27 protein-coding genes are annotated in these 25264 nt (G+C 69.6%); 15 read left to right on the top strand and 12 right to left on the bottom strand.

Annotated elements, in window-relative coordinates; translation table 11 throughout:
- Positions 1-151 precede the first annotated feature (151 nt).
- From IEY84_RS20735 to bioB, 8 genes are all read right to left on the bottom strand, one after another.
- Positions 152-544 carry a Fur family transcriptional regulator gene (locus IEY84_RS20735; RefSeq protein WP_183548355.1) on the bottom strand — a complete coding sequence of 131 codons (393 nt, stop codon included), beginning with the start codon at positions 542-544 and terminating at the stop codon, positions 152-154.
- Complete coding sequence (locus IEY84_RS20730) at positions 531-1550, bottom strand: metal ABC transporter permease (protein WP_183548353.1); 1020 nt, start codon at positions 1548-1550, stop codon at positions 531-533. The genes IEY84_RS20735 and IEY84_RS20730 overlap by 14 nt, the downstream gene beginning before the upstream one ends.
- Positions 1550-2374: a metal ABC transporter ATP-binding protein gene (locus IEY84_RS20725; RefSeq protein WP_183548351.1), complete on the bottom strand. Its 825-nt coding sequence runs from the start codon at positions 2372-2374 to the stop codon at positions 1550-1552. Before IEY84_RS20725 ends, IEY84_RS20730 begins: the two co-directional genes overlap by 1 nt.
- The gene (locus IEY84_RS20720) at positions 2371-3375 is read right to left on the bottom strand and encodes a metal ABC transporter substrate-binding protein (protein ID WP_183548349.1); all 1005 of its coding nucleotides are present in this window, start codon (positions 3373-3375) and stop codon (positions 2371-2373) included. Before IEY84_RS20720 ends, IEY84_RS20725 begins: the two co-directional genes overlap by 4 nt.
- A gap of 11 nt (positions 3376-3386) precedes the next feature.
- The gene (gene bioD / locus IEY84_RS20715; RefSeq protein WP_183548347.1) at positions 3387-4034 is read right to left on the bottom strand and encodes a dethiobiotin synthase; all 648 of its coding nucleotides are present in this window, start codon (positions 4032-4034) and stop codon (positions 3387-3389) included.
- Between the two features lie 139 nt (positions 4035-4173).
- Complete coding sequence (locus tag IEY84_RS20710) at positions 4174-5289, bottom strand: 8-amino-7-oxononanoate synthase (protein ID WP_183548345.1); 1116 nt, start codon at positions 5287-5289, stop codon at positions 4174-4176.
- Between the two features lie 237 nt (positions 5290-5526).
- Complete coding sequence (locus tag IEY84_RS20705) at positions 5527-6834, bottom strand: adenosylmethionine--8-amino-7-oxononanoate transaminase (RefSeq protein ID WP_183548343.1); 1308 nt, start codon at positions 6832-6834, stop codon at positions 5527-5529.
- Positions 6815-7975, bottom strand: coding sequence for a biotin synthase BioB (bioB, locus tag IEY84_RS20700; protein ID WP_183548341.1), 1161 nt, complete (start codon positions 7973-7975; stop codon positions 6815-6817). Before bioB ends, IEY84_RS20705 begins: the two co-directional genes overlap by 20 nt.
- A 201-nt stretch (positions 7976-8176) precedes the next feature.
- On the opposite strand from bioB, the gene IEY84_RS20695 reads away from it, so the two are divergent.
- From IEY84_RS20695 to IEY84_RS20670, 6 genes are all read left to right on the top strand, one after another.
- Positions 8177-9415, top strand: a complete 1239-nt coding sequence (locus IEY84_RS20695; protein WP_183548339.1) for an alpha/beta fold hydrolase — start codon at positions 8177-8179, stop codon at positions 9413-9415.
- Between the two features lie 66 nt (positions 9416-9481).
- The gene (locus tag IEY84_RS20690; RefSeq protein ID WP_183548337.1) at positions 9482-9952 is read left to right on the top strand and encodes a hypothetical protein; all 471 of its coding nucleotides are present in this window, start codon (positions 9482-9484) and stop codon (positions 9950-9952) included.
- A gap of 25 nt (positions 9953-9977) precedes the next feature.
- Positions 9978-10523: a GrpB family protein gene (locus IEY84_RS20685; protein ID WP_183548335.1), complete on the top strand. Its 546-nt coding sequence runs from the start codon at positions 9978-9980 to the stop codon at positions 10521-10523.
- On the top strand, positions 10523-11197 hold the full coding sequence (gene uppS / locus IEY84_RS20680; RefSeq protein ID WP_183548333.1) for a polyprenyl diphosphate synthase: 675 nt from the start codon (positions 10523-10525) through the stop codon (positions 11195-11197). The genes IEY84_RS20685 and uppS overlap by 1 nt, the downstream gene beginning before the upstream one ends.
- A gap of 159 nt (positions 11198-11356) precedes the next feature.
- Positions 11357-11596, top strand: a complete 240-nt coding sequence (locus IEY84_RS20675) for a GrpB family protein (RefSeq protein WP_183548331.1) — start codon at positions 11357-11359, stop codon at positions 11594-11596.
- A gap of 27 nt (positions 11597-11623) precedes the next feature.
- A complete protein-coding gene (locus tag IEY84_RS20670) occupies positions 11624-12283 on the top strand; it encodes an HAD family hydrolase (RefSeq protein ID WP_183548329.1) in 660 nt (219 codons plus the stop codon).
- 8 nt (positions 12284-12291) lie between these two features.
- Here IEY84_RS20670 and IEY84_RS20665 read toward each other — a convergent pair whose 3' ends face one another.
- Positions 12292-12624 carry a hypothetical protein gene (locus IEY84_RS20665; protein ID WP_183548327.1) on the bottom strand — a complete coding sequence of 111 codons (333 nt, stop codon included), beginning with the start codon at positions 12622-12624 and terminating at the stop codon, positions 12292-12294.
- Between the two features lie 51 nt (positions 12625-12675).
- A complete protein-coding gene (locus tag IEY84_RS20660) occupies positions 12676-13545 on the bottom strand; it encodes an SCO6745 family protein (RefSeq protein WP_183548325.1) in 870 nt (289 codons plus the stop codon).
- 174 nt (positions 13546-13719) lie between these two features.
- Here IEY84_RS20660 and IEY84_RS20655 point away from each other — a divergent pair, with 174 nt between their 5' ends.
- The 5 genes from IEY84_RS20655 to IEY84_RS20635 all read left to right on the top strand — a co-directional run bounded on the left by IEY84_RS20655 (position 13720) and on the right by IEY84_RS20635 (position 19446).
- Positions 13720-15120 carry a glycine--tRNA ligase gene (locus IEY84_RS20655; RefSeq protein WP_183548323.1) on the top strand — a complete coding sequence of 467 codons (1401 nt, stop codon included), beginning with the start codon at positions 13720-13722 and terminating at the stop codon, positions 15118-15120.
- Positions 15121-15258: 138 nt separating this feature from the next.
- Positions 15259-15888 carry a hypothetical protein gene (locus IEY84_RS20650; RefSeq protein ID WP_183548321.1) on the top strand — a complete coding sequence of 210 codons (630 nt, stop codon included), beginning with the start codon at positions 15259-15261 and terminating at the stop codon, positions 15886-15888.
- A 51-nt stretch (positions 15889-15939) separates the two neighbouring features.
- Positions 15940-17076: a tRNA dihydrouridine synthase DusB gene (dusB, locus tag IEY84_RS20645; protein ID WP_183548319.1), complete on the top strand. Its 1137-nt coding sequence runs from the start codon at positions 15940-15942 to the stop codon at positions 17074-17076.
- Between the two features lie 236 nt (positions 17077-17312).
- The gene (locus tag IEY84_RS20640; RefSeq protein ID WP_183548317.1) at positions 17313-18215 is read left to right on the top strand and encodes a VldE C-terminal domain-containing protein; all 903 of its coding nucleotides are present in this window, start codon (positions 17313-17315) and stop codon (positions 18213-18215) included.
- Positions 18216-18405: 190 nt separating this feature from the next.
- On the top strand, positions 18406-19446 hold the full coding sequence (locus IEY84_RS20635; protein WP_183548315.1) for a VldE C-terminal domain-containing protein: 1041 nt from the start codon (positions 18406-18408) through the stop codon (positions 19444-19446).
- A gap of 18 nt (positions 19447-19464) precedes the next feature.
- Here the strand turns inward: IEY84_RS20635 and IEY84_RS20630 are convergent, their stop codons facing one another.
- Positions 19465-20307, bottom strand: coding sequence for an SDR family oxidoreductase (locus IEY84_RS20630; RefSeq protein ID WP_183548313.1), 843 nt, complete (start codon positions 20305-20307; stop codon positions 19465-19467).
- A gap of 94 nt (positions 20308-20401) precedes the next feature.
- On the opposite strand from IEY84_RS20630, the gene IEY84_RS20625 reads away from it, so the two are divergent.
- Genes IEY84_RS20625 through IEY84_RS20615 form a run of 3 tightly spaced genes read left to right on the top strand, consistent with a single transcriptional unit; the run spans position 20402 to position 22793 of the window.
- Complete coding sequence (locus IEY84_RS20625; protein WP_183548311.1) at positions 20402-20863, top strand: Rrf2 family transcriptional regulator; 462 nt, start codon at positions 20402-20404, stop codon at positions 20861-20863.
- 22 nt (positions 20864-20885) lie between these two features.
- Positions 20886-22130, top strand: coding sequence for a deoxyguanosinetriphosphate triphosphohydrolase (locus tag IEY84_RS20620; protein WP_183548310.1), 1245 nt, complete (start codon positions 20886-20888; stop codon positions 22128-22130).
- Between the two features lie 36 nt (positions 22131-22166).
- Positions 22167-22793, top strand: a complete 627-nt coding sequence (locus IEY84_RS20615) for a maleylpyruvate isomerase family mycothiol-dependent enzyme (RefSeq protein ID WP_183548307.1) — start codon at positions 22167-22169, stop codon at positions 22791-22793.
- On the opposite strand, the gene IEY84_RS20610 is transcribed toward IEY84_RS20615, so the two are convergent.
- Positions 22790-24178: a GntP family permease gene (locus IEY84_RS20610; protein ID WP_183548305.1), complete on the bottom strand. Its 1389-nt coding sequence runs from the start codon at positions 24176-24178 to the stop codon at positions 22790-22792. The genes IEY84_RS20615 and IEY84_RS20610 overlap by 4 nt on opposite strands.
- 144 nt (positions 24179-24322) lie before the next feature.
- On the opposite strand from IEY84_RS20610, the gene IEY84_RS20605 reads away from it, so the two are divergent.
- Positions 24323-25255 carry a 2-hydroxyacid dehydrogenase gene (locus IEY84_RS20605; RefSeq protein WP_183548303.1) on the top strand — a complete coding sequence of 311 codons (933 nt, stop codon included), beginning with the start codon at positions 24323-24325 and terminating at the stop codon, positions 25253-25255.
- Positions 25256-25264 lie beyond the last annotated feature (9 nt).

Raw genomic sequence — 25264 nt, 5'->3', positions numbered from 1 at the left:
ACGCCGAGAAGTCAGCTCTCGACGTCGAGAAGTCAGTTCTAGGCGTCGAGGGGTCAGTTTCTGACGCCGCGATGATGAGCGCCGACAACTGACCTCTCGGGCTCAGAAAGTGACGTGTCGCGGTCGAGAACTGACCTCTCGGGGAGAGGGGTCAGCGGCAGGTGGTGCAGGTGCCGAAGATCTCCAGGGTGTGGGAGACGTCGGTGAAGCCGTTCTCCTCCGCCATGGTCCTGGTCCAGCGCTCGACGGCGGGGCCTTCGACCTCGACGGTGCGACCGCAGGTCCGGCAGACCAGGTGATGGTGGTGGGTGTCGGAGCAGCGGCGGTAGATGGTCTCGCCGTCCTCTGAGCGCATCGCGTCGACCACACCGGCCTCGGCCAGCGCGGTCAGGGTGCGGTAGACGGTGGCGAGGCCGACGGCGCCGTCGAGGCGGGAGTGGATCTCCTGGGCGGAGTGGAAGCCGTCGTAGGTCTCCAGCGCCTCGGCGACGGCGAGCCGCTGCTTGGTGGGGCGCAGGGCGCCGGAAGGTTCAGTGCTCGTCATAGTGCTCTCCTTCCGCGCCGACGTGCGCCGCGTGGCGGTGGCCGTCATGGATGTAGTCGACGTGGTCGCCGTGCTCGACCGCGACGTGCCCACACTTCTCGCCGTGGTGGTGCGGGTGGGCCTCATCGACCGGCTTCTCCTCGGGTGAGGTCTCCGGGAACGGGGCCACCAGGGCACGCCGACGGCGTAGCCAGGCGCCGATCGGCCAGACCAGGAAGAACCCGGCCAGCGCGACCAGCACGATGCTGGGGCCGGGCTGGACGTTGGCGCCGGTGCGGGAGAGGGCGGCCGCCAGCACGAGACCGCCGACCGAAGCGGCCAGGCCGGCGCCCATGGCACCGAGCAGCGTCATCCGGAACGACCGGGTGAGCTGCTGCACGATCGCGACCGGTACGACCATGAGCGCCGAGACGAGCAGCAGCCCGACGGTACGCATCGCGATCACCACGCTCAGGGCGGCGAGGACGGCGACCAGGATCGAGTAGAACCGCACCGGCAGCCCGGCGACCTTGGCGTAGTCGGGGTCCTGGGAGACAGCGAACAGCTGGGGAGAGAGCCCGACGCAGATCACGATCAGCACGACGGAGAGAGCCATCGTCACGAGCAGGTCGTTGACCGAGATCGTCAGGATCGAGCCGAAGAGGAACTCCTGGAGCCGGGAGGCGCCGGTGCCGGCGAGACCGGTGACGAAGACGCCGCCGGCGAGTCCGCCGTAGAACAGCATGGCGAGGGCGACGTCACCTTCGGCGTGGCCACGCTCGCGCACGATCTCGATGACCACAGCGCCGGCGATCGCGACGATCACCGCGGTCCAGGTCGGCGAGGTCTGGGTCCACAGGCCGATCGCGACGCCGGTGACGGCGACGTGACCGATGCCGTCGCCCATCAGCGCGAGCCGTCGCTGCACGATGTAGGTGCCGACCGCGGGAGCCGCGATCCCGACGAGGAACGCCGCGATCAGGGCCCGCTGCATGAACGGCACCGAGAAGAGCTCGAAGAGAGTCATCAGAGCTCCTTCAGCGGAGTCGGGACCGCGGCGCTGGCGGCCGATGTCGAGCCAGCCGTACCGAGCCCGGTGTCGCAGTGGACGTGACCGGCGTCGAAGCCCTGGGCGTGGACGTCGGCGTCGGTGAGCGGAGGACCGTCGTACGCCTTGCGTCCATCCCGCATGACGACGGCCCGGTCGACCAGCGGAGCCAGCGGCCCGAGCTCGTGGGCGACCAGCACGATCGTGGCGCCGTCGTCCTTGAGGCGCCTGAGTGCCCCGGCGAGCGCCTGCTGGTTGGGCAGGTCGACGCCGGCGGTGGGCTCGTCGAGCAGCAGCAGCTCGGGGCGGCCGGCGAGCGCCCGCGCGATCAGCACCCGCTGGTGCTGACCGCCGGAGAGCTGGGCGACCCCGCGGTGGGCATAGGCACCCATCCCGACCACGTCGAGCGCTGCCCGGATCGCGGCCCGGTCGGCGCTGCGCAGCGGGCGCAGCAGCTTGCGGTGGGTCAGCCGGCCGGAGGCGACGACCTCCCAGACCGAGGCGGGCACGCCGCCGGTCGCGGTGCTTCGCTGTGGGACGTAGCCGATCCGCGACCAGTCGTGGAAGCCGGACAACGAGCGTCCGAACAGCTCCAGACGACCGGTGGAGAGCGGGTTGAGGCCGACCAAGGTGCGTACGAGCGTCGACTTCCCGGAGCCGTTGGCGCCCATCAGGGCGACGAACTCGCCGCGGTTGACGGTCAGGTCCACCTCACGCAGGACGGGTCGTCCGGACAGGGCGACATCCCCGTGCAGGAGCTGCACGGGGACATCGGCGGGAACGGTGCTCCTCGGTTTGCTCACTGACAACCGTTGGCCGCCTTCAGGGCGTCGAGGTTCTGGCGCATGAGGGAAAGGTAGTCCTCTCCCTCGGTCTCCTTCGAGAGACCCTCGATCGGGTCGAGCACGGCGGTCTTCAGACCGAGGTCGTCGGCAAGGGTGTCGGCGAGGGCGGTGCTGACCAGGCGCTCGGAGAAGATCGTGGTCACGCCGTGCTCCTTGGCGTGCTCGCCGATCTCGGCGAGCTGCGCCGGGTTGGGCTCGGCATCGGGGGTCAGGCCGGCGATCGACTCGAACTCCAGGCCGTACTTGTCCAGGTAGGCGAAGGCGTCGTGGGAGACCACGACCTCCTTGATCTTGCACTGCGCCAGGCCGGTCTCGAACTCCTCGTCGACCTTCGTCAGGTCCTCGGTCAGGGACTTGGTGTTGGCGGCGTACGTCTCCGCGTTGTCGGGGTCGGCCTTGGAGAGGGCGTCGCGTACGCCCTCGGCGTACTCGGCCATGAGGGCCGGGTCGTGCCAGAAGTGAGGGTCGATCTCGCCGTGGTCGTGTCCTTCCTCGGCGTGAGCCTCCTCTTCGGCAGCGTGCTCCTCTTCGGCAGCGTGCTCCTCTTCGGCAGCGTGCTCGTCCTCGTGGCCCTCGTCGGCCTTGCGGAGCTCGACGACCTTCTCGACATCGACCACGTCACCCGTGACGTCCTGCTCGATCGCGTCGTCGATGGCGGGCTGGAAGCCATGCTCGGTGAGGATCACGTCGGCGCTCTGCAACGCCGCGGTCTGGTTGATGCTGAGCTCGAGATCGTGCGGCTCGACGCCCGGCTTGGTGAGGCCGGTGACGTCGGCGAGGTCGCCCGCCACCCGCTCCGCGACGAACTCCAGCGGGTAGAACGCGGCGGCGACCTGAACCTTCTCCGAGTCGGACCCGGAAGCGGAGGAACCGGAGTCGTCGGAGAGCGCGGCACAGCCGGAGGTGAGCAGGAGTGCGCCGGCAGCTAGGAGGCCGGCGGAGCGGATAGTGGGGGCCATGAGAACCATTCTCAGTTAAGTTGAGAATGGTTGTCAATTCCTTCCGGGATGCCGAACAGCAGAGGTACGCCGGTCACGCGGGGGAGCTCGATGCGGTTGCACCGCTCGGCGAGCCCCGGATCATCCGGCCAGGAGCCGATGATCAGCCCGTCGGGCTCGTAGCCGCGGGCACGCAGCGCGGCCACGGTCAGCTCGGTGTGGTTGAGGGTGCCCAGACCGGCAGCGGTGACCACGACGAACGAGGTGGGTACGTCCTCGGCGAGGAGGGTGTCGGCCAGGTCCAGGAGTGTTCCGCCCTTGGTGTCCAGTCGCACCAGGAGGCCGCCTGCGCCCTCGACGAGGACGAGATCGTTGTCGCTGGTCAGAGCCGAGATCGTCGGAGCGTACGCAGCCACCGGCGGGATCTCGACGCCAGCCCGCCGGGCGGCGGTGTCCGGCGCGAGCGGCTCCTCGAGACTGGTCAGCTCGTGGACCTCGATCCCGGTCAGCCGGTGGATCTCGGCGGCGTCGCAGTCGCCGTCGGCGGTCCCGGTCTGCACCGGCTTCACGACCGCGACCCTCTCGCCGTTCGTACGCGCCCGGGAGGCCAGGGTCGCCGTCGCGACCGTCTTGCCGACGCCCGTGTTGGTGCCGGTGACGATCACCACCCGCCCGGTCACGCCGCGCCCCGGGATGCTGACCGAGTTACCTCGGTGTCGGTGCGCTTCTTTCGTGGAGTTCCGCGAAGGAAGTGCGCGCTGACCGAGTCACCCTTCGACAAGCTCAGGACATCGCCTCGGTGAACATTCAGCAGCCCGCTCATCGGACCTCACCCACAATCGTCTCGATGACCTTGGCGGCCCGGTCCCACTCCTCGTCGGTGACACTCGCTCCGGCGGTGACCCGCAGCCGGGAGACCCCGTCGGGGACAGACGGCGGCCGGAAGCAGCCGACGCGTACGCCCTCGGTGAGCAGGGCAGCCTGGGCCGCGACCGCGCCCTCTGGTGAGGGCATCGGGACCGACAGGACCGCGCCGGCGGGAGCCGGGACGCCCAGGGTCCGGGCCAGTCCGATGACGCGGAACCTGATGATGTCTGCAAGGTGCGGATGCGACCGTGCGATCTGGGCGGCAGCCAAGGCGGCGGCAGTCGCAGCGGGAGCAAGTCCGGTGTCGAAGATGAACGGGCGGGCGGTGTTGACCAGGTGATCCAGGACGGATCGCGGCCCCAGCACCGCGCCACCCTGGCTGCCCAGACTCTTGGAGAGGGTGGCGGTGACAAGCACGTCGGGCCGCCCGGCAAGGCCGCGTCGGTGGACGAGCCCCGGCCCGTGCACGCCCACGCCGTGGGCTTCATCGACGACGAGCAGCGCGCCGTGCTCTGCGCAGACCTCGGCCAGCTCCGTCAGCGGTGCCTCGTCGCCCAGGACGGAGTAGACCGACTCGGCCAGCACGAGCGTGCGTACGCCGGGCTGTGCCGCGAGCGCTGCCCGGACCGCAGCCACGTCGTTGTGAGGCACGACCGTCAACTGGGCCCGGGAGAGTCGTACGGCGTCGATCAGTGAGGCGTGGATGTGCGCGTCCGAGACGACGTGGGCGGTCCGGTCGGCCAGGGCGCTGACGATCGAGAGGTTGGCGTGGTAGCCGGTCGAGAACGTCAGTGCCCCCGGTTGGCCGAGCCAGTCGGCGAGCTCTTCTTCCAGGTCGCCGTGGAGCGTCAGAGTGCCCGTGACCAGCCGCGACGCCCCCGCGCCGCCGCCCCAGAGCATGGCCGCCTCGGCCGCGGCGCGGCGTACGTCCGGGTGTCCCGACAGGCCCAGATAGTCGTTCCCGGCCAGGTCGATGACGCCGTCATCGGGCCCGCGGGGCTTCAGGGTCCGGGTCAGTCCGGCCCCTTCCCTCGTTGCGGCTGCATCAGCGATCCAGTCATCCCACATCAGTGATCACTCCCGTCGGTCCGTCGACCGTGCCCAGCCCCGTCGGTCGAGCCTGCGCCCGTCGGTCGAGCCGGATTCGTGAGGAACGAACGAATCCGTGTCGAGACCAACACGGCCCCATCGAGCGCGACATGAAACGTGTTGGTCTCGACACGCCTCCGCCTAGCGGCTCCAGCGGCTCGACCAGCGGCTCGACCAGCGGCTCGACCAGCGGCTCGACCAGCGGGATCCTGCCCATCAGGCCACCTCCGCGGCCGCGGCGACGGCCCGGCAGATGCGGGCGAGGTCGTCCTTGCTGGTGACGTAGGGAGGCATCGTGTAGATCAGGTCGCGGAACGGCCGGATCCAGACGCCCTCGCGCAGTGCGGCATCGGTGGCCCGGGCGACGTCGACCGGGTGGTCGAGCTGGACCACGCCGATGGCGCCGAGGACACGGACCTCGATGATGCCCGGAGCCGCGGAGAGGGGGGAGAGGCCGGTCGAGAGCGCGGTGGAGACACGGCGTACGTCCTGCTCCCAGCCGCGAGCGGCCAGCAGGTCGAGCGAGGCCAGCGCCACCGCGCAGGCGAGCGGGTTGCCCATGAAGGTCGGCCCGTGCATCAGAACCCCTGACTCGCTCCGGGAGATCGCGTGCGCGACCTCGGTGGTGGTCAGTACGGCGGCGAGGGTCAGGTAGCCGCCGGTGAGCGCCTTGCTCAGGCAGAGGATGTCGGGGGTGACGACCGAGGATACGAAGAGGTCACCGGTGCGGCCGAAGCCGGTGGCGATCTCGTCGAAGATCAGCACCAGTCCGTGCTCGTCGGCGATCTCGCGGAGGACGACCAGGCAGCGGTCGTCGTAGACCCACATCCCGCCCGCGCCCTGGAGCCGCGGCTCGAGGATGATCCCGGCCAGCTCGTCGGCGTGCTCGGCCGCCTGGCGGCGTACGCCCTCGGCCCACGCCTCCACATCACCACCCGGCGCCGGCGGGCGCTCGGCGAAGACCTGCGGCGCCAGCATCTCGGTGAACATCGAGTGCATCCCGCCGACCGGGTCGCACGTGCTCATGCACCCGAAGGTGTCGCCGTGGTAGCCGCCGCGCACGGTCAGCAGCCGCGTACGCTCCGGCCGGCCCTGGCCGCGCTGCGCCTGCAGCGCCATCTTGATCGCGACCTCGACGCTCACCGACCCGGAGTCCGCCAGGAAGACGTGCTGCAGCGGGTCGGGGGTCATCGAGACGAGCCGCTCGGCCAGATTCACCGCGGGGGCGTGGGTCAGGCCGCCGAACATCACGTGCGCCATCCGGCCGGCCTGCTCGGCGAGCGCGGCGTCCAGCTCGGGCACCCGATAGCCGTGGATCGCCGACCACCAAGACGACATCGCGTCGACGACGTCGAGGCGCTCGCCATGGTTGTCGAGGTGGAGACGTACCCCCTCAGCACCGGTGACGACCCGCACCGGCGCCGGGTCGGTCATCGAGGTGTAGGGGTGCCAGAGGTGCTCACGGTCGAAGTCGAGCAGCCTGGAGTTCTGAGCGAGCGCAGGATCAAGCGTTGGCAGCGACATCGGTCCCCGCTCCGCGACGCCGGATCACCGGGCTGTCCGGCTCGTCGTGGCCACCGCAGGCGTCGCTGCAGCTGCTGCCACAGGCACTGCCGCAGCCGCCCACCGCTCGACCGGCGACCTTGGCGCGATGCTCCTCGATCAGCTCGTCGAACGCGCCCTGGTCCATGCCGAGGATGACGAACCCGTTGTCCCGCAGCATCTCCAGGTCGGCCAGCGCATCCTGCCCCTCGGAGGTCAGGTAGTCGCCGAGGAAGATCGAGTTGGCGACGTGGAGCGCAGTGGCCTGCAGCGTACGCAGGTGCATCTCGCGTCCGCCCGCGATCCGGATCTCCTTGTCCGGGCAGACGAACCGCGCCATCGCCAGGATCTTCACGCACCGGGTCGGGGAGAGCTCCCAGGTGTTCTCGTAGGGGGTGCCGTCGAACGGCATCAGGAAGTTCACCGGGATCGAGTCGGCGTCGAGCTCGCGCAGCGCGAAGAGCGCCTCGACGAGCTGCTCGTCGGTCTCACCCAGCCCCGCGATCAGCCCCGAGCACGGCGAGAGGCCGGCGTCCTTGGCCTTGCCGATCGTGTCGACGCGGTCCTCGTAGGTGTGGGTCTGGACGATGTTGTCGTGGTTGGACTCGGCGGTGTTGATGTTGTGGTTGTACGCATCCACTCCCGCAGCCTTCAATCGCTCGGCCTGCCCGCCCTTGAGCAGCCCGAGACAGGCACAGACCTCGACGCCTTCGTGCGCATCCTTGAGTGCGGAGGTCATCTCGACGACCTTGTCGATGTCGCGCTCGGACGGCCCGCGGCCAGAGGAGACCATGCAGACTCTTGTCGCTCCGCCGCGGAGTCCGGCGCCGGCCTGCGCGAGGGTCTCGTCCTTGGAGAGCCATGAGTATTTGAGGACCGGTGCCTGCGAACCGAGCGCCTGGCTGCAGTAGTTGCAGTTCTCCGGACACAGCCCGGACTTGAGGTTGACGAGGTAGTTCACCTTCACGGTGTTGCCGAAGTGCTCGCGCCGCAGCCGCCCCGCCGCGGCGACGACGCTCATCAGCTCCGCGTCGGCCGTACGCAGCACCGCCAAGGCGTCATCGGTCGTCGCGGCCCCGCCGGACAGGATCCGGTCGGCTAGCAGGTCGAAGGCTGTCGTCATGCGGGGCGTCTCCTCGGGATGGTTACCTGAACGTTGTTCAGTTGAACGGTGTTCAGGTTAGGTTCTGTCGGGCTGGACCGCAACGCCCGTCTGTTGGTCTAGGTATGCAGCCGGGCCGCCACATCCCTGTCGGAGCTCCGCACGGGAAGTGACGGTTGGTCTGCATACCTAGACCAACAGACGCCCGCCTAGGATCGGTGCGTGCACATCGAGACGATCCCTGGCCTGACCCTGATCGAGCACGAGATCGAGGTGCCCCTGGACCATCTCGGCGGCGGGTCCGAGACGCTGACCGTCTTCGCCCGCGAGGTGCGGCGTCCAGGCGACCGCGACGACCGCGACGCGCTGCTCTTCCTGCAGGGCGGCCCAGGCGGTGAGGGCCCGCGCCCGATCGACCTGCCGATGGCGCCGGGCTGGCTGGACCGAGCCCTCCAGGACTATCGGGTGATCCTCCTCGACCAGCGGGGGACCGGGCGGTCGACGCCGCTCACCGCTTTGTCCGACAAGACGCCGCAGGAGCAGGCCGACTACCTGGCCCACTTCCGCGCCGACTCGATCGTCGAGGACGCCGAGCTCCTCCGCGACCACCTCGGCATTGCCCGGTGGTCGCTCCTGGGGCAGTCGTTCGGCGGCTTCTGCTCGCTGCGCTACCTCTCGACCCACCCCGAGTCGCTGCGCGAGGTCATGTTCACCGGCGGCGTGCCGCCGGTCGGTCTTCCGGTCGACGAGATCTACGCCGCGACCTTCGCCCGCACGATCGAGCTCACCGAGCGCCACTACGCGCGCTTTCCCGGCGACCGAGACCGGATGCGGGCCCTGGTCGAGCGCTGCGACGCCGGCGAGATCCGGCTCCCTCATGGCGGCCTGCTCTCGTCCCGCCAGGCGCGCTCCATCGGCAACCGGCTCGGCATGACGGGCGGCTCCGAGCAGGTCCACTACCTCCTCGAGCGCGACCCGGCCGGGCTCGGCTTCGGTAACGAGGTCGCGTCCCTGCTGCCCTTCAGCGGCCACTCGCCCCTCTACGTACTCGTCCACGAGGCCTGCTACGCCGACGCCCAGACCACACGCTGGGCCTCCGCGCGCGTCCAGCCCGCGGCGTACGAGGAAGATCCGACTCTCTTCACCGCCGAGCACCTCTTCCCGTGGCATCTGAGCGAGGACCCGATCCTGGCTCCCTTCGCGGAGGCGGCCGACCTGCTCGCCGAGCGCGAGTGGCCGAGCCTGTACGACCCGTCGGTGCTGGCGTCGGTCGACGTCCCGTGCGCCGCGGCGGTCTACTACGACGACCCCTACGTCCTGCGCGAGCACTCCCTCGCCACCGCCGACCTGGTTCCCACCCTGCGCCCGTGGGTCACCAACGCCCATCTCCACAACGGCGTCCAGGTGGCCCCCGAGGAGGTCTTCGACCGCCTCGTCGGCATGGTCCGCGGGCGCGTCTGACGACGGTTCGTCAACGAAGGGCCAACACCTGCGGCGGCGCGAAGTGGCGTCGGGCATCATGAGCGCATGAGCCTGCCCGTGATTGCCGTTCGCGCCGCATCCTTCGTCTTCACCATGGTGCTCGTCGGTCTCGCCTACCCGGTGCTCGCCGGTTTGGTCTACGTCGGTCTCCTGGTCGCATCCGCGGCCGGCGGCCAGGGGATGGGCGGACCTCTCGCGGGGCCGATGCTTGTCCTTCTCGGCGTTGCCGTCGGGGCGCTCTGTGTGGCCATCGCCGCGCCCGCGGCGCTTGCTGCGCGTGTCCTGGGTGGCTTCAAGGGAGTCATCGCCGGCTCCGCCACCCTCATGTTCCTCACCGCCGGAGCCACCGGGCTGGCCTGGCTCCTCTTCGACCTGGCCGGGAGCCCGGCGGTCGCCGCCGTGGTCCTGGCCGCCGCCGCGACCCCCGCCGCGCTCGTTCTCGCGTTCTCCGACGTCCTCGCCGGGAAGGTCACCGGCCTACGCCTCCAGCCCCGGCCTGCTACCGCCGAAGCCTGAGCCGACCTGAGAGACCCTGGTTCCTGTGAGCATCGAGGTAGTGGCGTACGACCCGTCATGGCAGGACCGGTTCGCGAAGGTTGCGGCCGCGCTGAGCGGCGCACTGGCCGACGGCCCGCCGGCGAGCATCGAGCACGTCGGCTCGACCTCGGTCCCGGGCCTCGCCGCGAAGCCGATCCTCGACATCGACGTGATCGTCGCGCCGGAGGACGTCCCGTCTGCGGTCGCTGCGCTCGTACGCATCGGCTACGTCCACCGCGGCGACCTGGGCGTCGAAGGCCGCGAGGCGTTCTTCGCCCCTGACGAGGATCCGAGGCGCCACGTCTACGTCTGTGCCGCCGGGACGCTCAACGTACGCAACCATCTCGCCGTCCGCGACGTCCTGCGCCGCCGCGACGACCTTCGCGACGAGTACGCAGCCGTGAAGCTGGCCCTCGCAGCCGTCCCCGACATCGACATCGACACCTACATCGCCCGCAAGTCCGACGTCCTCCAGAAGGTCCTCGCCGCCGCCGACCTGACCGACGCCGAACGCCGCCAGATCCTCTCCCTCAACGATCCGAGCCGCTGATGCTGCCCACCCATGTCGGCGTGGTGATGGACGGCAACCGCCGCTGGGCGAAGCAGGCAGGCTTCGCGAACCCGGGTGCCGGTCACGACGTCGGCGCCGACCATGTCGCGGATCTTCTGGGATGGTGCACCCACTGGCGGATCGACCACCTCACCTCGTACGTCCTCTCCGCCGACAACATCCGGAAGCGTCCGAGGTCGCAGGTCGACCACTTGTTCGGCATCCTCGCCGACAAGCTCCCGCAGACAGTCGTACGCAGCGACCGCTGGGCGCTTCACGTCTCCGGCGATCTCTCCCTGCTGCCCGACGCCGCCGCAGAGGCGTTGCGCGCGGCCGAGAGGGAGACCGCCGACCGCCCTGCCCACCTGACGATGGCGATCGGCTACGACCCGCACGGCGACATCGTCGAAGGCATCCGCCGCGCCATCTCCGCGGGCGTCACCGAGATCGACGAACAGGCCATCACCGCAGCCCTGCCCGGCGGACCGATCAAGGAGATCGACCTCGTCATCCGCACCAGCGGCGAGCAGCGCCTCTCCGGCTTCTTCCCCTGGCAGACCTCGAACGCCGAGATCGTCGTCAGCGAGAAGCTCTGGCCCGACTTCACCGTGGACGACTTCGCCGAGGCCCTGGAGCTCTACGCTGCGAGACGAATGCGCAACCCCGCCTCCTGACCATCCGAGCCGAGCTCACCCCAACAATCGTGCATGTGGGTGGAACTGACGCGCCGGACCCGCTGCTGGAGCGTCAGAACCACACATAGGCGCGGTTCTGGCACAGTCGGCATGTGGTGACGTGGAGCGAGCGGTATCCGGTGCAGAGGCTGGTCGACCATGATCCGCGCCATCCTCCACCTCTTCACCACGGACCAGTGGCCGACCGCGCACCTGCGGCTCTTCGCGAATTGGCTGCGGTCCCACGACGCCGACCGCGATGCGTACGCGTCCTTGAAGTCGGGGCTCGTCGGGTCCGGAGTGTGGGGAAGCGAGTACACCGTGGCCAAGCGGGCGTTCGTGAACGATGTCGTCAACCGCGCTCGCGCGGCCAGGGGACTCGGTGCGGTGGCGTTGTGAGCGCTGGCCGGCAATAGGCTGTCGATCGTGCTCCGCGCGATCATCTTCGACCTGGACGACACACTCGTGGACCAGGAGGGGGCGGCGCGGAGCGCGGTGATCGGTTGGGCGGCTGAGCACGGGATCACCGGGGGAGACGTCGCGGACCGGTGGGATGCGGTCTCTGGGCCGCACTACCAGCGCTACCAGCGCCGCGAGATCGGTTTCCAGGAGCAGCGTCGGGCACGGACCCGCGAGTTTTTCGCGATTGAGGTCGACGACGCGGAGGCGGACGCGCTGTTCGCCGGATATCTGAGGCGGTACGAGACGCAGTGGGCCGCGTTCGACGACGCGATCCCGACGCTGCGCAGGGTCCGGGACGCCGGTCTCCGTACCGTCGTCCTCACCAATGGCGAGGACGCCCACCAGCGCCTCAAGCTGGACATGACCGGTCTCGCTGCGGAGGTCGATCTGCTTGTCTCGACGTCGACGCTGCCGGTGAGCAAGCCCGATCCGCGTGCCTACCTGCTCACCTGCGAGCGCGTCGATGTGGCGCCGAACGAGGCTCTGATGGTCGGCAACAGCCTCGCCCACGACGTACTCGGTCCGATCGAGGCAGGCATGGACGCAGTCCTCCTGGACCGCCACGACTCCCACCGCGACGGGGGAGTTCGCCGGATCGCCTCCCTCAACGATCTGAGCTGGTGACTGCGCGATCAGAGGCGTAGGGCGTGAGCAGCCATCCGGTAGGCGACTGCGGCGGCCTCGGGGTCGTGCAGGGATGCGTCGGACATGGCCACCTCAGCGTGGGCGCGGATGCTGTCGGCGGGATCGTCGGTGAGCAAGTCGGCGCAGAGGCCGGCGACCACGTTGCCGGAGTCGTGGTCATCGAGCTCGTCGAGGACGTTTCCGAGGTCGAGCAGCATCGCGGCCTCCTCGAAGATCTCGCGCAGGGTCGCCTCGTCGACCTCGATGCCCGGTCGTGCCGCCGCGGCTGCGGCCAACTCGAGGATCGGTGTCAGCCGGGGATCGAGATCTGGCATCGCCATGTCGCCAGCATGAGCCGCAACCCGGTGGCACACAAGGGGGTTTCGCCCGGGTCAGGCAGTGGTGTCGTCGAGGTTCAGGCCCATCGGTGACTGGCTCGGGATCTCGCCGGAGGCGAGGACGGACTTGGTGAGTGGCCGCAGCTGCTCGATGAGGTCGTCGACCTCGGCCGGATCCAGGGCGGCGTACGCAGCGGCAGCAAGCGCATCGGTCCGAGACTCGATCCCCACCTTGGTCTCCCGGCCGAGGTCCGTGAGGGAGTCGCCGGAGTCGGTGACGAGGCCACGGGCGCGCAGCCCGGAGACGAGGGAGTCCCACTCGCTCTCGTGGATGTTGCGGGAGGTGGCGTAGACCGACGGCGAGATGCCGGTGGCGAGCGCGTGGAAGACGTGGGACTCGCGGCCGCCGATGCCGGCGGTGAGCAACGAGGCGACATGACCGTCACCGCGGTGCTCCCGGAGCAGGGTCGCAGCGTCCCAGAGCAGGGTCAGCGGGTCGTCGGCGACGGGGAACGAGCGGAGCGCGGCGTACAGAGGCCGACCTTCGAGCGAAGCGGCCTGGGCGGCGCGCGAGGCGAGGTCGGCGGCCCGGGCGAGGTCGTCGGAGTCGGCGAGCGGCCCGAGCTGGCGGCGCAGCGCCGCGACGGCGCCGGACCGGCGGGCAGCGTGCGCGACCTCGGGCGGCGCGAACCCCCATGCGTCGGGAATCGCCCGGGAGACGTGCGAGAAGGCGAAGTTGTAGAAGACCGCGTGCACCACCTCGGCCGGAACGACTCCCAGTGGCGCCGATCGAGCGGCGAAGTAACCCATCCAGTAGCCGCGGTAGCCGGCCTCCTTGAGCAGGGCGATCGGCTCGGGGGAGAAGTAGCCCACCGCATGGATCGGTTCGAGCAGCTTCCACAGGCGACGCGCATTCGGCTCCATGTCGAGCGACGCTATCGGCACCCGCCCGATCTGTGGAGCGATTTCGGCCGAGCGAAATTGGCACCGCGGGCGGCGTACATAACAAGATGACACCGCGGATAGGATTTCCGCAGATCCCCTAGCACCCGAGGCCCGGCAGCCGGCCGGGCTCGCATCGAGCAGAGAGCATTCATCGTGGCAAAGCCGCCAGCATCGACCCTTGACCTCGTCGTCTCCCTCGCCAAGCGGCGCGGATTCGTCTTCCCCAGCGGCGAGATCTACGGCGGCACCCGGAGTGCCTGGGACTACGGCCCTCTCGGTGTCGAGCTCAAGGAGAACATCAAGCGCCAGTGGTGGAAGGCGATGGTCCAGCAGCGCGACGACGTCGTCGGCCTCGACTCGAGCATCATCCTGCCGCGTCAGACCTGGGTCGCCTCCGGCCACGTCGAGACCTTCAACGACCCGCTGGTCGAGTGCCAGTCGTGCCACAAGCGCTACCGCTTCGACCACCTCCAGGAGGAGTACGCGGAGAAGAAGGGCATCGACGACCCGGACACGGTCGACCTCAACGAGAGCGTCGCCTGCCCCAACTGCGGCACCCGCGCAGCCTGGACCGAGCCGCGCGAGTTCTCCGGCATGCTCAAGACCCACCTCGGTGTCCTCGAGGACGAGTCGGGCCTGCACTATCTGCGTCCGGAGACCGCGCAGGGCATCTTCGTGAACTTCGCCAACGTGGTCACCTCCACCCGCCAGAAGCCTCCGTTCGGCATCGCCCAGACCGGCAAGAGCTTCCGCAACGAGATCACCCCGGGCAACTTCATCTTCCGCACCCGTGAGTTCGAGCAGATGGAGATGGAGTTCTTCGTCAAGCCGGGCGAGGACGAGGAGTGGCACCAGTACTGGATCGACGAGCGCATGCGGTGGTACACCGACCTCGGCATCAACCCCGACAACCTGCGCCTCTACGAGCACGCCCAGGAGAAGCTGAGCCACTACTCCAAGCGCACCGTCGACATCGAGTACCGCTTCGGCTTCACCGGTAGCGAGTGGGGCGAGCTCGAGGGCGTCGCGAACCGCACCGACTTCGACCTCGGCACCCACATGAAGCACTCCGGCCAGGACCTGCAGTACTTCGACCAGGCCAACAACGAGCGCTACCTGCCCTACGTCATCGAGCCCGCGGCCGGTCTGACCCGTGCGCTGATGACCTTCCTGGTCGACGCGTACGCCGAGGAGGAGGCCCCCAACGCCAAGGGCGGCGTCGACAAGCGGGTCGTGCTCCGGCTCGACCACCGGATCGCGCCGGTCAAGATCGCCGTGCTCCCGCTCAGCCGCAACGAGGCGCTCTCCCCGAAGGCGAAGGCCCTGTCCGCCGAGCTGCGTGCCAACTGGGCCGTCGACTTCGACGACTCCCAGTCGATCGGCAAGCGCTACCGCCGCCAGGACGAGATCGGCACGCCGTACTGCGTCACCGTCGACTTCGACACCCTCGAGGACAACGCGGTCACCATCCGCGAGCGCGACACGATGAAGCAGGAGCGCATCCCGCTCGAGGGCGTGAGCCGCTACTTCGCCGAGCGCCTGATCGGCGCCTGAGCCGACCGGGCTGGCGTCGTTACCGCCTCGTCGCCTCGCAAAGGGCGTCCTGTCGCACGATCCGGAGACGGAGTGCGGCAGGATGTCCTCATGCAACGAGCGGGGTCCCTACGTGCCGCATCTGTCATGGGTGCGGTCATGGCCATGTCACTGATGGGGTGCAGCGGCACCGCGCCGAGGACGAACGCGCCCCGGGCGTCCGAGAGCGCGTCGGCTTCCGCCTCGACCTCGGCTTCGGCCCAGCCCTCCGCGGGTGCCCTCACCGAGCCCGGCGCCGACCGTCGGCTCGGCGAGACAGCGACGGTCGAGTGGACGCCCAAGGAGGGCGTCGACGGCAAGCTCGCGATCACGGTCGACAAGCTCGAGTCGACCTCCTACAAGCAGACCTTCTCGGGCTGGAAGCTCGACGAGGCGACGCTGGCGCGAGCGCCCTACTTCGTACGCGCGAGCATCAAGAACGATGGCAAGACCGACCTCGGTGGCTACGACGCGCCGCTGTGGGGTCTCGACGACGAGGGCAACCTGGTCGAGGCCGCCGCATTCAAGGAGTCGTTCAAGCCCTGCGCTCCCAAGGCGTTCCCCAAGCCGTTCGCGCCCGGTGCCAGCGTCGACGTCTGCCTGGTCATGCTGGTCCCGGACCAGGGCAAGCTCGTCGGTGTGAGCTTCCGGCCGTACGAGGAGTTCGACCCGATCACCTGGCAGGGCGACCTGACGCCGTACGCCGCGCCCAAGGCCTCTGGATCGCCGTCCGCCTCGCCGACTTCTTGACGCCGACTGCTTGATTTCGTACGACGCGCCGCGAGCCGGACAATGGAAGGCATGTCCCTCCCCGGCCCTCTGAAGCTCGGCAGCCTGACCGTCGACACCCCTGTGGTGCTCGCGCCGATGGCCGGCGTCACCAACGCCGCCTTCCGGCGCCTGTGCGCCGAGCAGGGTGCGGGTCTCTATGTCTGCGAGATGATCACCTCCCGCGGCCTGGTCGAGGGCGACCAGCACACCAAGGACATGCTCGTCTTCGACGAGGCCGAGACCGTACGCAGCGTGCAGCTCTACGGCACCGACCCGGTCTACGTCGGCAAGGCGACCGAGATCCTCTGCGCCGAATATGGGGTGGCGCACGTCGACCTCAACTTCGGCTGCCCGGTGCCGAAGGTGACCCGCAAGGGCGGCGGCGGAGCCCTGCCCTACAAGCGCGGTCTGCTCGGCGAGATCCTCGAGCATGCCGTGCGTGCGGCGGCGCCCTATGACGTACCGGTGACGATGAAGACCCGCAAGGGCATCGACGACACCCACCTGACCTACATGGACGCCGGCCGGATCGCCCAGGAGAGCGGCGCCGCCGCGATCGCGCTGCACGGACGTACGGTCGCCCAGGCCTACTCCGGCACCGCCGACTGGGACGCCATCGCGGAGCTCGCAGCCTCGGTCGACATCCCGGTGCTCGGCAACGGGGACATCTGGGAGGCTGCCGACGCGATCCGGATGGTCGAGGAGACGGGTATCGACGGTGTCGTCATCGGCCGTGGCTGCCTCGGACGCCCCTGGCTCTTCCGTGACCTGGCCTCCGCATTCGCCGGCGAGACGGTCAACGTCTTGCCTAATCTCGGCGAAGTGAGCGACATCATGCGGCGCCACGCCGAGCTGCTCTGCGAGCACATGGGCGAGGAGCGTGGCTGCAAGGAGATCCGCAAGCACATCGCGTGGTATCTCAAGGGCTTCGGCGCCGGGGGCGAGCTGCGCCGCACCCTCGGGCTGGTGAACAGCCTCGCCGACCTCGACGAGATGCTTGCCAAGCTCGACCGGAGCGAGCCTTTTCCCACGTCGCAGCTGGGTGCGCCGCGTGGGCGCCAGGGTGCGCCGCGCGACAAGGTGGTCCTCCCCGAGGGGTGGCTCGACGACGCCGACGGCCGTGGTTGCGGCTTCGCGGAGAACGTCTCGGAGACCTCCGGCGGCTGAGGGCTCGGGCCTGTCTGGATCGGCTGGGTAAGCCGTCTGGAGGCCTCGGAGTCAGTCGTTCGACAGGTACAAAAGAACGCAAAAACTCGGTAAGGGAATTGGAATACCCCTTGGCGTGTGTGCTGTACTCATTGCCGCGCCCGGGTCAGTAGGCAGCACAGTCCGATGAGTTTCACCCGCTGGAACCGTGGAAGGTGCTCGGGCGCAGACCATGTAGTCGAGCAAAGGATTTGCGTGTGGCCGGCAGCCATAGAGGCGACACTCGGGCCGTCCGTAAGACCAAGTCGATAGTTGTCAGCGCTGGGGTCGCCGTTCTCGCGACCGGTGCCGCAATCGGTGCCGGAGCCGCATTCGCGGAGCCGAGCTCCCTGGTCGCCAAGAGCGCAGGCGCATCCCTGACCTCGTCCAAGGCCAACGTGCCGAGCACCCGTGACGACGCGCGCGTCGCCGGAGACCGCCGGGAGACCGTCGTCAGCCGTGACGGAGGCAACCGCGAGTCGGTCTCCTCGGTCGAGACGCTGACCAAGGGCCCCGAGCAGGTCGAGACCGGCACGGCCAAGGCGCTCAAGCGCTGGACGGTCGAGACGCTCAACCTCTGGTCCGCCTACGGCAAGCACGCCGCTCAGAGCGGCGAGATCGAGGCCGGCAAGGTCGTCTACGCCACCGGTCGCTCCGAGGCCGGCCGCGACGAGATCATCTACGACGGCGAGGTCGCCTGGGTGACCACCGGTCACCTCAGCGACGAGAAGCCCGAGACCACCGGCGTCGCCGCCGGCGTCAGCGCCGCCGCGTGCGGGGACTCCTCGGTCGAGAGCGGCCTGGTCTCCGACGCCGTCACGGTCTACCGCGCGGTCTGCAACGCGTTCCCCGAGGTCGCCTCGATGACCGTCGGCGGCTGGGACGCCCACGGCGAGCACACCTCGGGCAAGGCGCTCGACTTCATGACCTCCGACAAGGCGCTCGGCGACGCGATCGCCGCCTACCTGCAGAAGCACGCCGCGGAGCTCAACCTCTACGACATCATCTGGTATCAGCAGATCTGGACGCCCGTACGTGCCTCGGAGGGCTGGCGCTCCATGGAGGACCGCGGGTCCACCACCGCCAACCACTACGACCACGTGCACGTCTCCACGAACTGACGCGACCGACTCTGACGCCGGTGGGCCCGGGCTCTCGAGAGCCCGGGCCCACCTGTGACTTCAGGCCATGACGCAGAGCAACAACTTCGCAAAAGTCCGCTGACGTTCGTGGGATACCCCTGCCGGTGTGTGCTTGACTCGGGCGCCGTAGTGACATCCCCCCCCACATTGTCGAACGAAGGATTGCACCGTGGCCAGCAGCCACAGAGGCGATTATCGAGCTGTCCGTAGAACCAAGAACGTCGTCGCGACCGCCGGGATCGTGACCTTCGCGACCAGCGGCGCGGTGGCTGCCGGGACGGCCGCCGCGAACCCCGGCGTCGTCGTCTCCGAGGTGGAGGAGAGATCCGGTCTCCGGCTGCCGCCGGTTTCGCAGCGGCGGATCGAGGTCGAGGCGAACGCGAAGGCCACGGTGCCGTCCCTTCCGACCACCCGCGAGGACATCCGGCGGTCGCGCGACCACCGTGAGGTGACCGGCCGCGACAAGCCGGTCAGCCGCAGCGGTGAGCGGGGGAGCGGGACGGCCGGAGGTGCGCTGAGCGATGTCACGATCGAGTCGTTGATCGAGCGGCCGACCTCGGTCAGCGGTGGCGCACAGAAGGCCGTGCTGCGCTACGTCCAGGAGGACGTGACCGTCTACGCGGCGTACGGAAGGCGGGCCAAGGAGCTCGGGCACCTCGAGCTCGGACGTGCGGTCTACTACACCGGGCGCGACGAAGGTGGCCGACAGGAGATCGTCCTCGAGGGGAACCCGGCGTGGATCCCCGAGGGTCATCTCGGTAGGACCAAGCCCGAGCCGCCGCCCGAGCCCGAGCCCGAGCCGGCGCCGACCCCGACGCCGGCGCCGACCCAGGACGCACCTCAGGGGCTCGACTTCTCGTCGTGCGGTGACGCCTCGGTCGAGGACGGTCTCGTCCAGGACGCCGTCGACCTCTACCGTGCTGTCTGCAACGCCTTCCCCGCCGTCGCCTCCGGCACCACCTACGGCTATGACCCGCACGGTGAGCACATCGACGGCAGGGCCCTCGACTTCATGACCGACGACAAGGAGCTCGGTGACGCGATCGCCGCGTTCCTCCAGGAGCACGCCTCGGCGCTGAACGTCTACGACGTCATCTGGTATCAGCGCATCTGGACCCCGGTCCGCGCCGACGAGGGCTGGCGCGCGATGGAGGACCGCGGCGACCCGACCGCCAACCACTACGACCACGTCCACGTAGCCGTCAACTAAGACTCGGCGGGGTTGGGGTCAGACCAGGGCGTTCAGGGGAGTGGGCTTGCGGCCGCCGACGCGCTCGACGACGTCGGTGACGGTGGCCAGCTTGCCGAGCCGGGTCGCGGCACCGAACGAGGTGAGCAGCGGAGCGATGAAGTCCGGGAGCCCAGCGGCGACGAGGCCGGCGGTGTAGGCGTCGTCGTCGACCTGGACCACCGCGACCGGCGTACCGGACTGCTCGCCGGCGAGCTCGGCCAGGTCGGCCGCGGTGTAGGCCTGCGGGCCGGTCACGTCGTACGCCTGGCCCTCGTGTCCTTCGCCGGTCAGCACCCCGACTGCGACCGCGGCGCAGTCGGCGCGGGTGACGTAGGCAGCGCCGCCGTCGCCGATGTTGGTGACCAGCTGTCCGCTCGTCGCGGCCTGGGCGATGGCGTCGACCTGCATGTCGGCGTAGAGGTTGTTGCGCAGCATGGTCCAGGCCAGCCCGCTCTCGCGCAGCGCCTCCTCGGTGGCCGCGTGGTCCGGGACGACGCCTGCCGGGTTGTCCGGGGTCGGTCCGGGGACCGAGGTGTAGGCGATGTGGCGTACGCCAGCCTTCGCAGCAGTGTCGATGGCAGCGCGGTGGCCCTCGACGCGGGCCCCGACGACGTCGGTCGAGATCAGCAGCACGCGCTCGACGCCGGCGAAGGCCTCGGTCAGCTCCTCGGGCTCACCGAAGTCGGCAGCGCGAATGTCAGCACCGCGCGCGGCGTAGTCGGCCAGCTTGGCGGGGTCGCGGGTGAGGAGCACGACCTCAGCGGGGTCGACGGTCTCGAGAAGCTGGTCGGCGACGAGGCGGCCGAGCTGGCCGGAGGCTCCGGTGATGGCGATGGTCATGAGAGTGGTCCGATCGATAGACGGGATTCGTAGTCATGGTGATGACGGTTCTGCAAATGTAGCCACAACGATGGCAATAAGGCAAGATGGGGGTGTGGCCACTCCGACGAACACCCGTTTCGCCGTGGCCGTCCATGTCCTGACCTATCTCGCCTCCTGCGCGGCCGTGGGACGCACGACACCGGTCAGCTCCGACGAGCTGGCCGGGAGCACTGCCGTCAACCCGGTCCATGTGCGCAAGGTGCTCGGGCCGCTGCGCGCGGCCGGCCTGGTGCGGTCCCGTCCCGGTGCTCACGGGGGTTGGGAGCTGGACGCTGATCCGAGTGTGGTCAACCTCGCCCAGGTGTGGCAGGTCCTGCAGGGAGACGATCCGGTTCTCGGCATCCATGGCCCGAACCCCGCCTGCCCGGTCGGCGCCAGCATTCAAGGAGTCCTGACCGACCTCGACCGCCGGGTCGCGAAGGCCGTCCTGGCCGAGCTCGAGGGTGTCTCGCTCAACGACGTACTCGACGACTCCGGGTTCGACCCGGCGGACTACGCCGAACTCCTGTCCTGAGTCAGCGATACTCTCTCCGACTGTGGAGCCATACGCAGCCGCCGACCGCGAGCGGATCGTCGCCGAGCCGCCCAAAAGAGTGGCGGCGCCGGAGCGTACGCAGTTCGAGCGCGACCGCGCGCGCGTGGTCCATGCCGCCTCGACCCGGCGGCTCGCCGCGAAGACGCAGGTCGTGGGTCCTCAGGCCGACGACTTCGTACGCAACCGGCTGACCCACTCGCTCGAGGTCGCCCAGGTCGCCCGGGACCTGTCGCGGGCCCTGAACGGGCCGGACTCGCCGCAGCCCGACATCGCCGAGACCGCGGCACTCGCGCACGATCTGGGACACCCGCCGTTCGGGCACAACGGCGAGAACGTGCTGGCCGAGAGCGCGAAGGGGATCGGTGGGTTCGAGGGCAACGCCCAGACGCTGCGGCTACTGACCCGGCTGGAGGCGAAGACCTTCGATGCCGACGGCCGATCGGTCGGGCTCAACCTGACTCGGGCGACGCTGGACGCCTGCACGAAGTATCCGTGGGGCTTCGGTGAGCGGACAGGATCGAAGTTCGGCGTCTACGAGGACGATCTGCCGGTCTTCACCTGGATGCGCGCTGCCGAGGCCGGGCAACGGAAGTGCGTCGAGGCCCAGATCATGGACCTCTCCGACGACGTCGCCTACTCCGTCCATGACGTCGAGGACGGCATCGTCGCCGGCAAGATCGACCTCGCCTGGCTCGACCTCGACGGTGTCGCCGAGACCGTGGCCGACTGGTACGTCCCCGGCTTCGACCGCGCACTCGCCGAGACGGCGATCGCCGATCTGGCCGCGGCCGGTTGCTGGATCACGGACGGCGCCGCCTATGACGCCTCCCGTCGTTCCCGGGCCATGCTCAAGAACCTGACCTCCGACGTCATCGGCCGGTTCTGTGGCGCGGTGAAGGAGGCGACGTACGCGGCCGGCGGCGGCCCCTACGCGCGCTACGGTGCCGACCTCGTGGTGCCCGAGCAGACCCGCCTGGAGATCGCGCTGCTGAAGGGCATCGCGGCGCACTATGTGATGCGCACCGACGAGCGGGCCGTGAGGATGGATCGTCAGCGCAACCTGCTCGGGGAGCTCCTCGAGCACCTCGTCGCCACGGGTCCGGACGACCTCGACCGCCAGTTCGCCGACGACTGGCGGGCCGCAGCCGACGACGCGGCCCGGCTCCGCGTCGTGATCGACCAGGTCGCCTCCCTCACCGACATCACCGCGCTGGCCTGGCACGAGCGGCTCTGCCGGCGCCCCTGACCGGACCGACAAGTTCCCGATGGACGGAGAAGCGTCATGAGACCGGACCGAACTGAGCTCGCCACGGCCGAGCGCCGCGACCTCGCCGACTTCCTCGAGACGCTGGCGCCGGACCAGTGGGAGCGGCCTTCGTTGTGTCGCGGGTGGACGGTGCGCGACGTGGTCGCGCACATGCTCAGCTACGAGGAGGTCGGGCTTCGGGAGTTCGCCGGCGCCTTCCTGCGAGCCGGGTTCCGGTTCGGTGAGCTGAACGCCCGCCGGCTCGAGCAGCTCGGTGCGCAGACCCCGGGCGACCTGCTCGACTACCTGCGCGCGCACGCCGAGCCGTCCGGGCCGACCGCGGTCGCGGGCGCTCGGATCGCCCTGACCGACGGGCTCATCCATCACCAAGACATCCGCCGGGCGCTCGGGCAGCCGCGGACGGTCCCGCCGGAGCGACTCGTGCCGGTGCTGGACTTCGCGCTGGTGGCTCCGCCGCTGCCGGCGAGGCGCAACGTACGCGGCCTGCGCCTGCTGGCCACCGACGTCGACTGGTCCCACGGGCGCGGTGCCGAGGTCACCGGCCCGGGAGAGGCGCTGCTGATGGCGATCGCGGGGCGCGCCGACGCCCTGCCCGAGCTCGCGGGGCCGGGGCTGAGGACCCTCGAGAGCCGGGTCGGCTAGGGGACGACCACCCACAGAGCCCCGGCGATCGCGAAGACCGAGAGCCCGAGGGTGGTCTCCAGGACCGTCCAGGTCTTGAGGGTGGTGATGACGTCCATCCCGAAGAAGCGGCTGACCAGCCAGAAGCCGGAGTCGTTGACGTGGGAGAGGACCGTCGCGCCCGCCGCGATGGCGAAGACGAGCAGGGAGATGTCGAAGCTGCTCAGGCCGGCCGCGGCGACCTGCGCGGAGATCAGGCCGGCGGTGGTGGTCAGCGCGACGGTCGCGGAACCCTGGGCCACCCGCAGCAGGGTCGCGATCAGGAAGGCCTGCACGATGAGCGACATCCCGAGGCCGGAGAGCGAGGTCGAGAGCGCCTCCCCGATGCCGCTGGTGCGGAGCACGCCGCCGAACATCCCGCCGGCACCGGTGATCAGGATGATCGCGCAGATCGGCCCCAGGGCCTGGTCGAGGATGTCGCTCGCCCGGCCGATGGGGAACCGCCCGGGGGAGAGCACGAGGAGGGCGATGAGCACCGTGATCAGAAGCGCGATCGGCGTCTGACCGACGAGCACCAGCGCGCTGGCCCAGGTGGCGTTCTCGCTGACCGTCTCGGCGGCGATCAGCGTCGTGATGACCGTGTTGAGACCGATTAGGACCAGCGGCAGGGCGAGGAGAAGGACGACGGTCGAGAACGGCGGCGGAGCGATCTCGTCGGCCGGGTTCTCCTCGGAGTCCTTGATCGCGAAGACGTTGGTGGGCGCCGGGTTGAACCGTGCACCGAGCCGGGTGCCGACGAGGTAGCCACCTGGGATCCAGGCCAGGACGGCGACCGGTACGCCGATCAGCAGGGTCAGGCCGATGTCGCCGCCGAGCTCGGTGGCCGCAGCGACCGGACCCGGGTGGGGCGGCACGACCGCATGCATCACCGCGAAGCTGGCGGCCGTGGGCAGCGCGTAGAGGAGGATCGAGCCTCCGAAGCGCCGCGCCACCGCGAAGATGATCGGCAGGAAGACGACCAGACCGGCGTCGAAGAAGATCGGAAACCCGAAGATCAGCGCGGCCACGCCGAGGGCCAGCGGCGCACGCTTCTCGCCGAACGCGCCGATGAGCGTGTCGGCGAGCACCTGCGCCCCGCCGGTCACCTCCAGCAGCCGTCCCAGCATCACGCCGAACGCCACCAGCAACGCCACCGAGCCGAGTGTCGCGCTGAAGCCGGTCAGCATCGCTGTCGGCACGTCGGCGACCGGGATGCCGGCCGCGACCGCGGTCACGGCACTGACCAGCACCAAGGAGATGAAGGCGTGCAGCTTGACCTTGGCGATCAGGACGAGTAGTACGACGACCGCGACTGCGGCGATCAGGAGCATCACCCACGTGGGGTATGCGGGTGTCAGCGGTTCCATAACGGATACCTTATCGGCGGATGTGACCGAGGGCACCCCTGGGCCGGTATGTTCTCCGCGTGTGAACGAGCTTCAGCGAGTGAGCCATCGGGACAGCATGCGGCCTCGTCCGTATCCTGGCGCTTGCGCCACGGACGTGGTCGCATGAGTGATCCCCTCGTCTGGCTGCCCTTCGACCCGTCCGAGCTGGGCGAGGTGCCCGCAGGCCTCCGCTTCGAGCTCTTCGACCACACCCGCTTCGCGCATGCCGAGGTGGAGGTGCCGGACTCGGTCGGTGAGGTGGCCTTCTATCTGCCGCCCTACATGCTCGGCTCGCGCATCTTCGACGTCGTGAGCCAGATGACCTCGCTCCAGGTCGTGCAGCTGCTCACCGCGGGCGTCGACGCCGCCCGCGGACACATCCCCGACGGGGTGACGCTGTGCAACGGCCGCGGCATCCACGACACCTCGACCGCCGAGCTCGCCCTCACGCTGACCCTGTCCTCGCTGCGGGGCATCCCCGGCCACGTACGTCATCAGGACCAGCATGCGTGGCGGCCGGGCTGGTTCCCGTCGCTGGCCGACAAGCGGGTCCTGATCGTGGGCTACGGCGCGATCGGCCGTGCCATCGAGGCGCGACTGCTGCCGTTCGAGACCGAGGTGGTCAAGGTCGCCCGGACCGCACGGGAGGATGTGCACGGTTTCGACGAGCTGGCCATGCTCGTCCCCGAGGCCGACGTGATCGTGCTGGTCACGCCGTTGACCGAGGAGACCCGCGGCCTGGTGGACCGGGATTTCCTGAAGCGGATGAAGGACGGCGCGCTGCTGGTCAACGTCGCCCGCGGCGGCGTGGTCGTGACCGAGGATCTGGTCGCCGAGCTGGCCACCGAGCGGATCCATGCGGCCATCGACGTCGCCGAGACCGAGCCGCTCCCGGAGCAGAGCCCGCTGTGGACCTCACCGAACCTGCTCATCACCCCGCACGTGGGCGGCGCGTCGAGCGCGATGTGGCCGCGCGCCTACCGGGTCGTACGCGAGCAGCTCGAGCGGTTCGCCGCCGGCGAGCCGCTCGCGAACGTGATGTCGGGGAGTTATTGAGGGGACGAC

The organism is Nocardioides albus (assembly GCF_014648255.1).
In the GTDB taxonomy this organism is placed as follows: Bacteria; Actinomycetota; Actinomycetes; order Propionibacteriales; family Nocardioidaceae; genus Nocardioides; species Nocardioides albus.
Note: the sequence above shows the minus strand (reverse complement) of the source record. Positions and strands in the feature narration are given on the sequence as shown.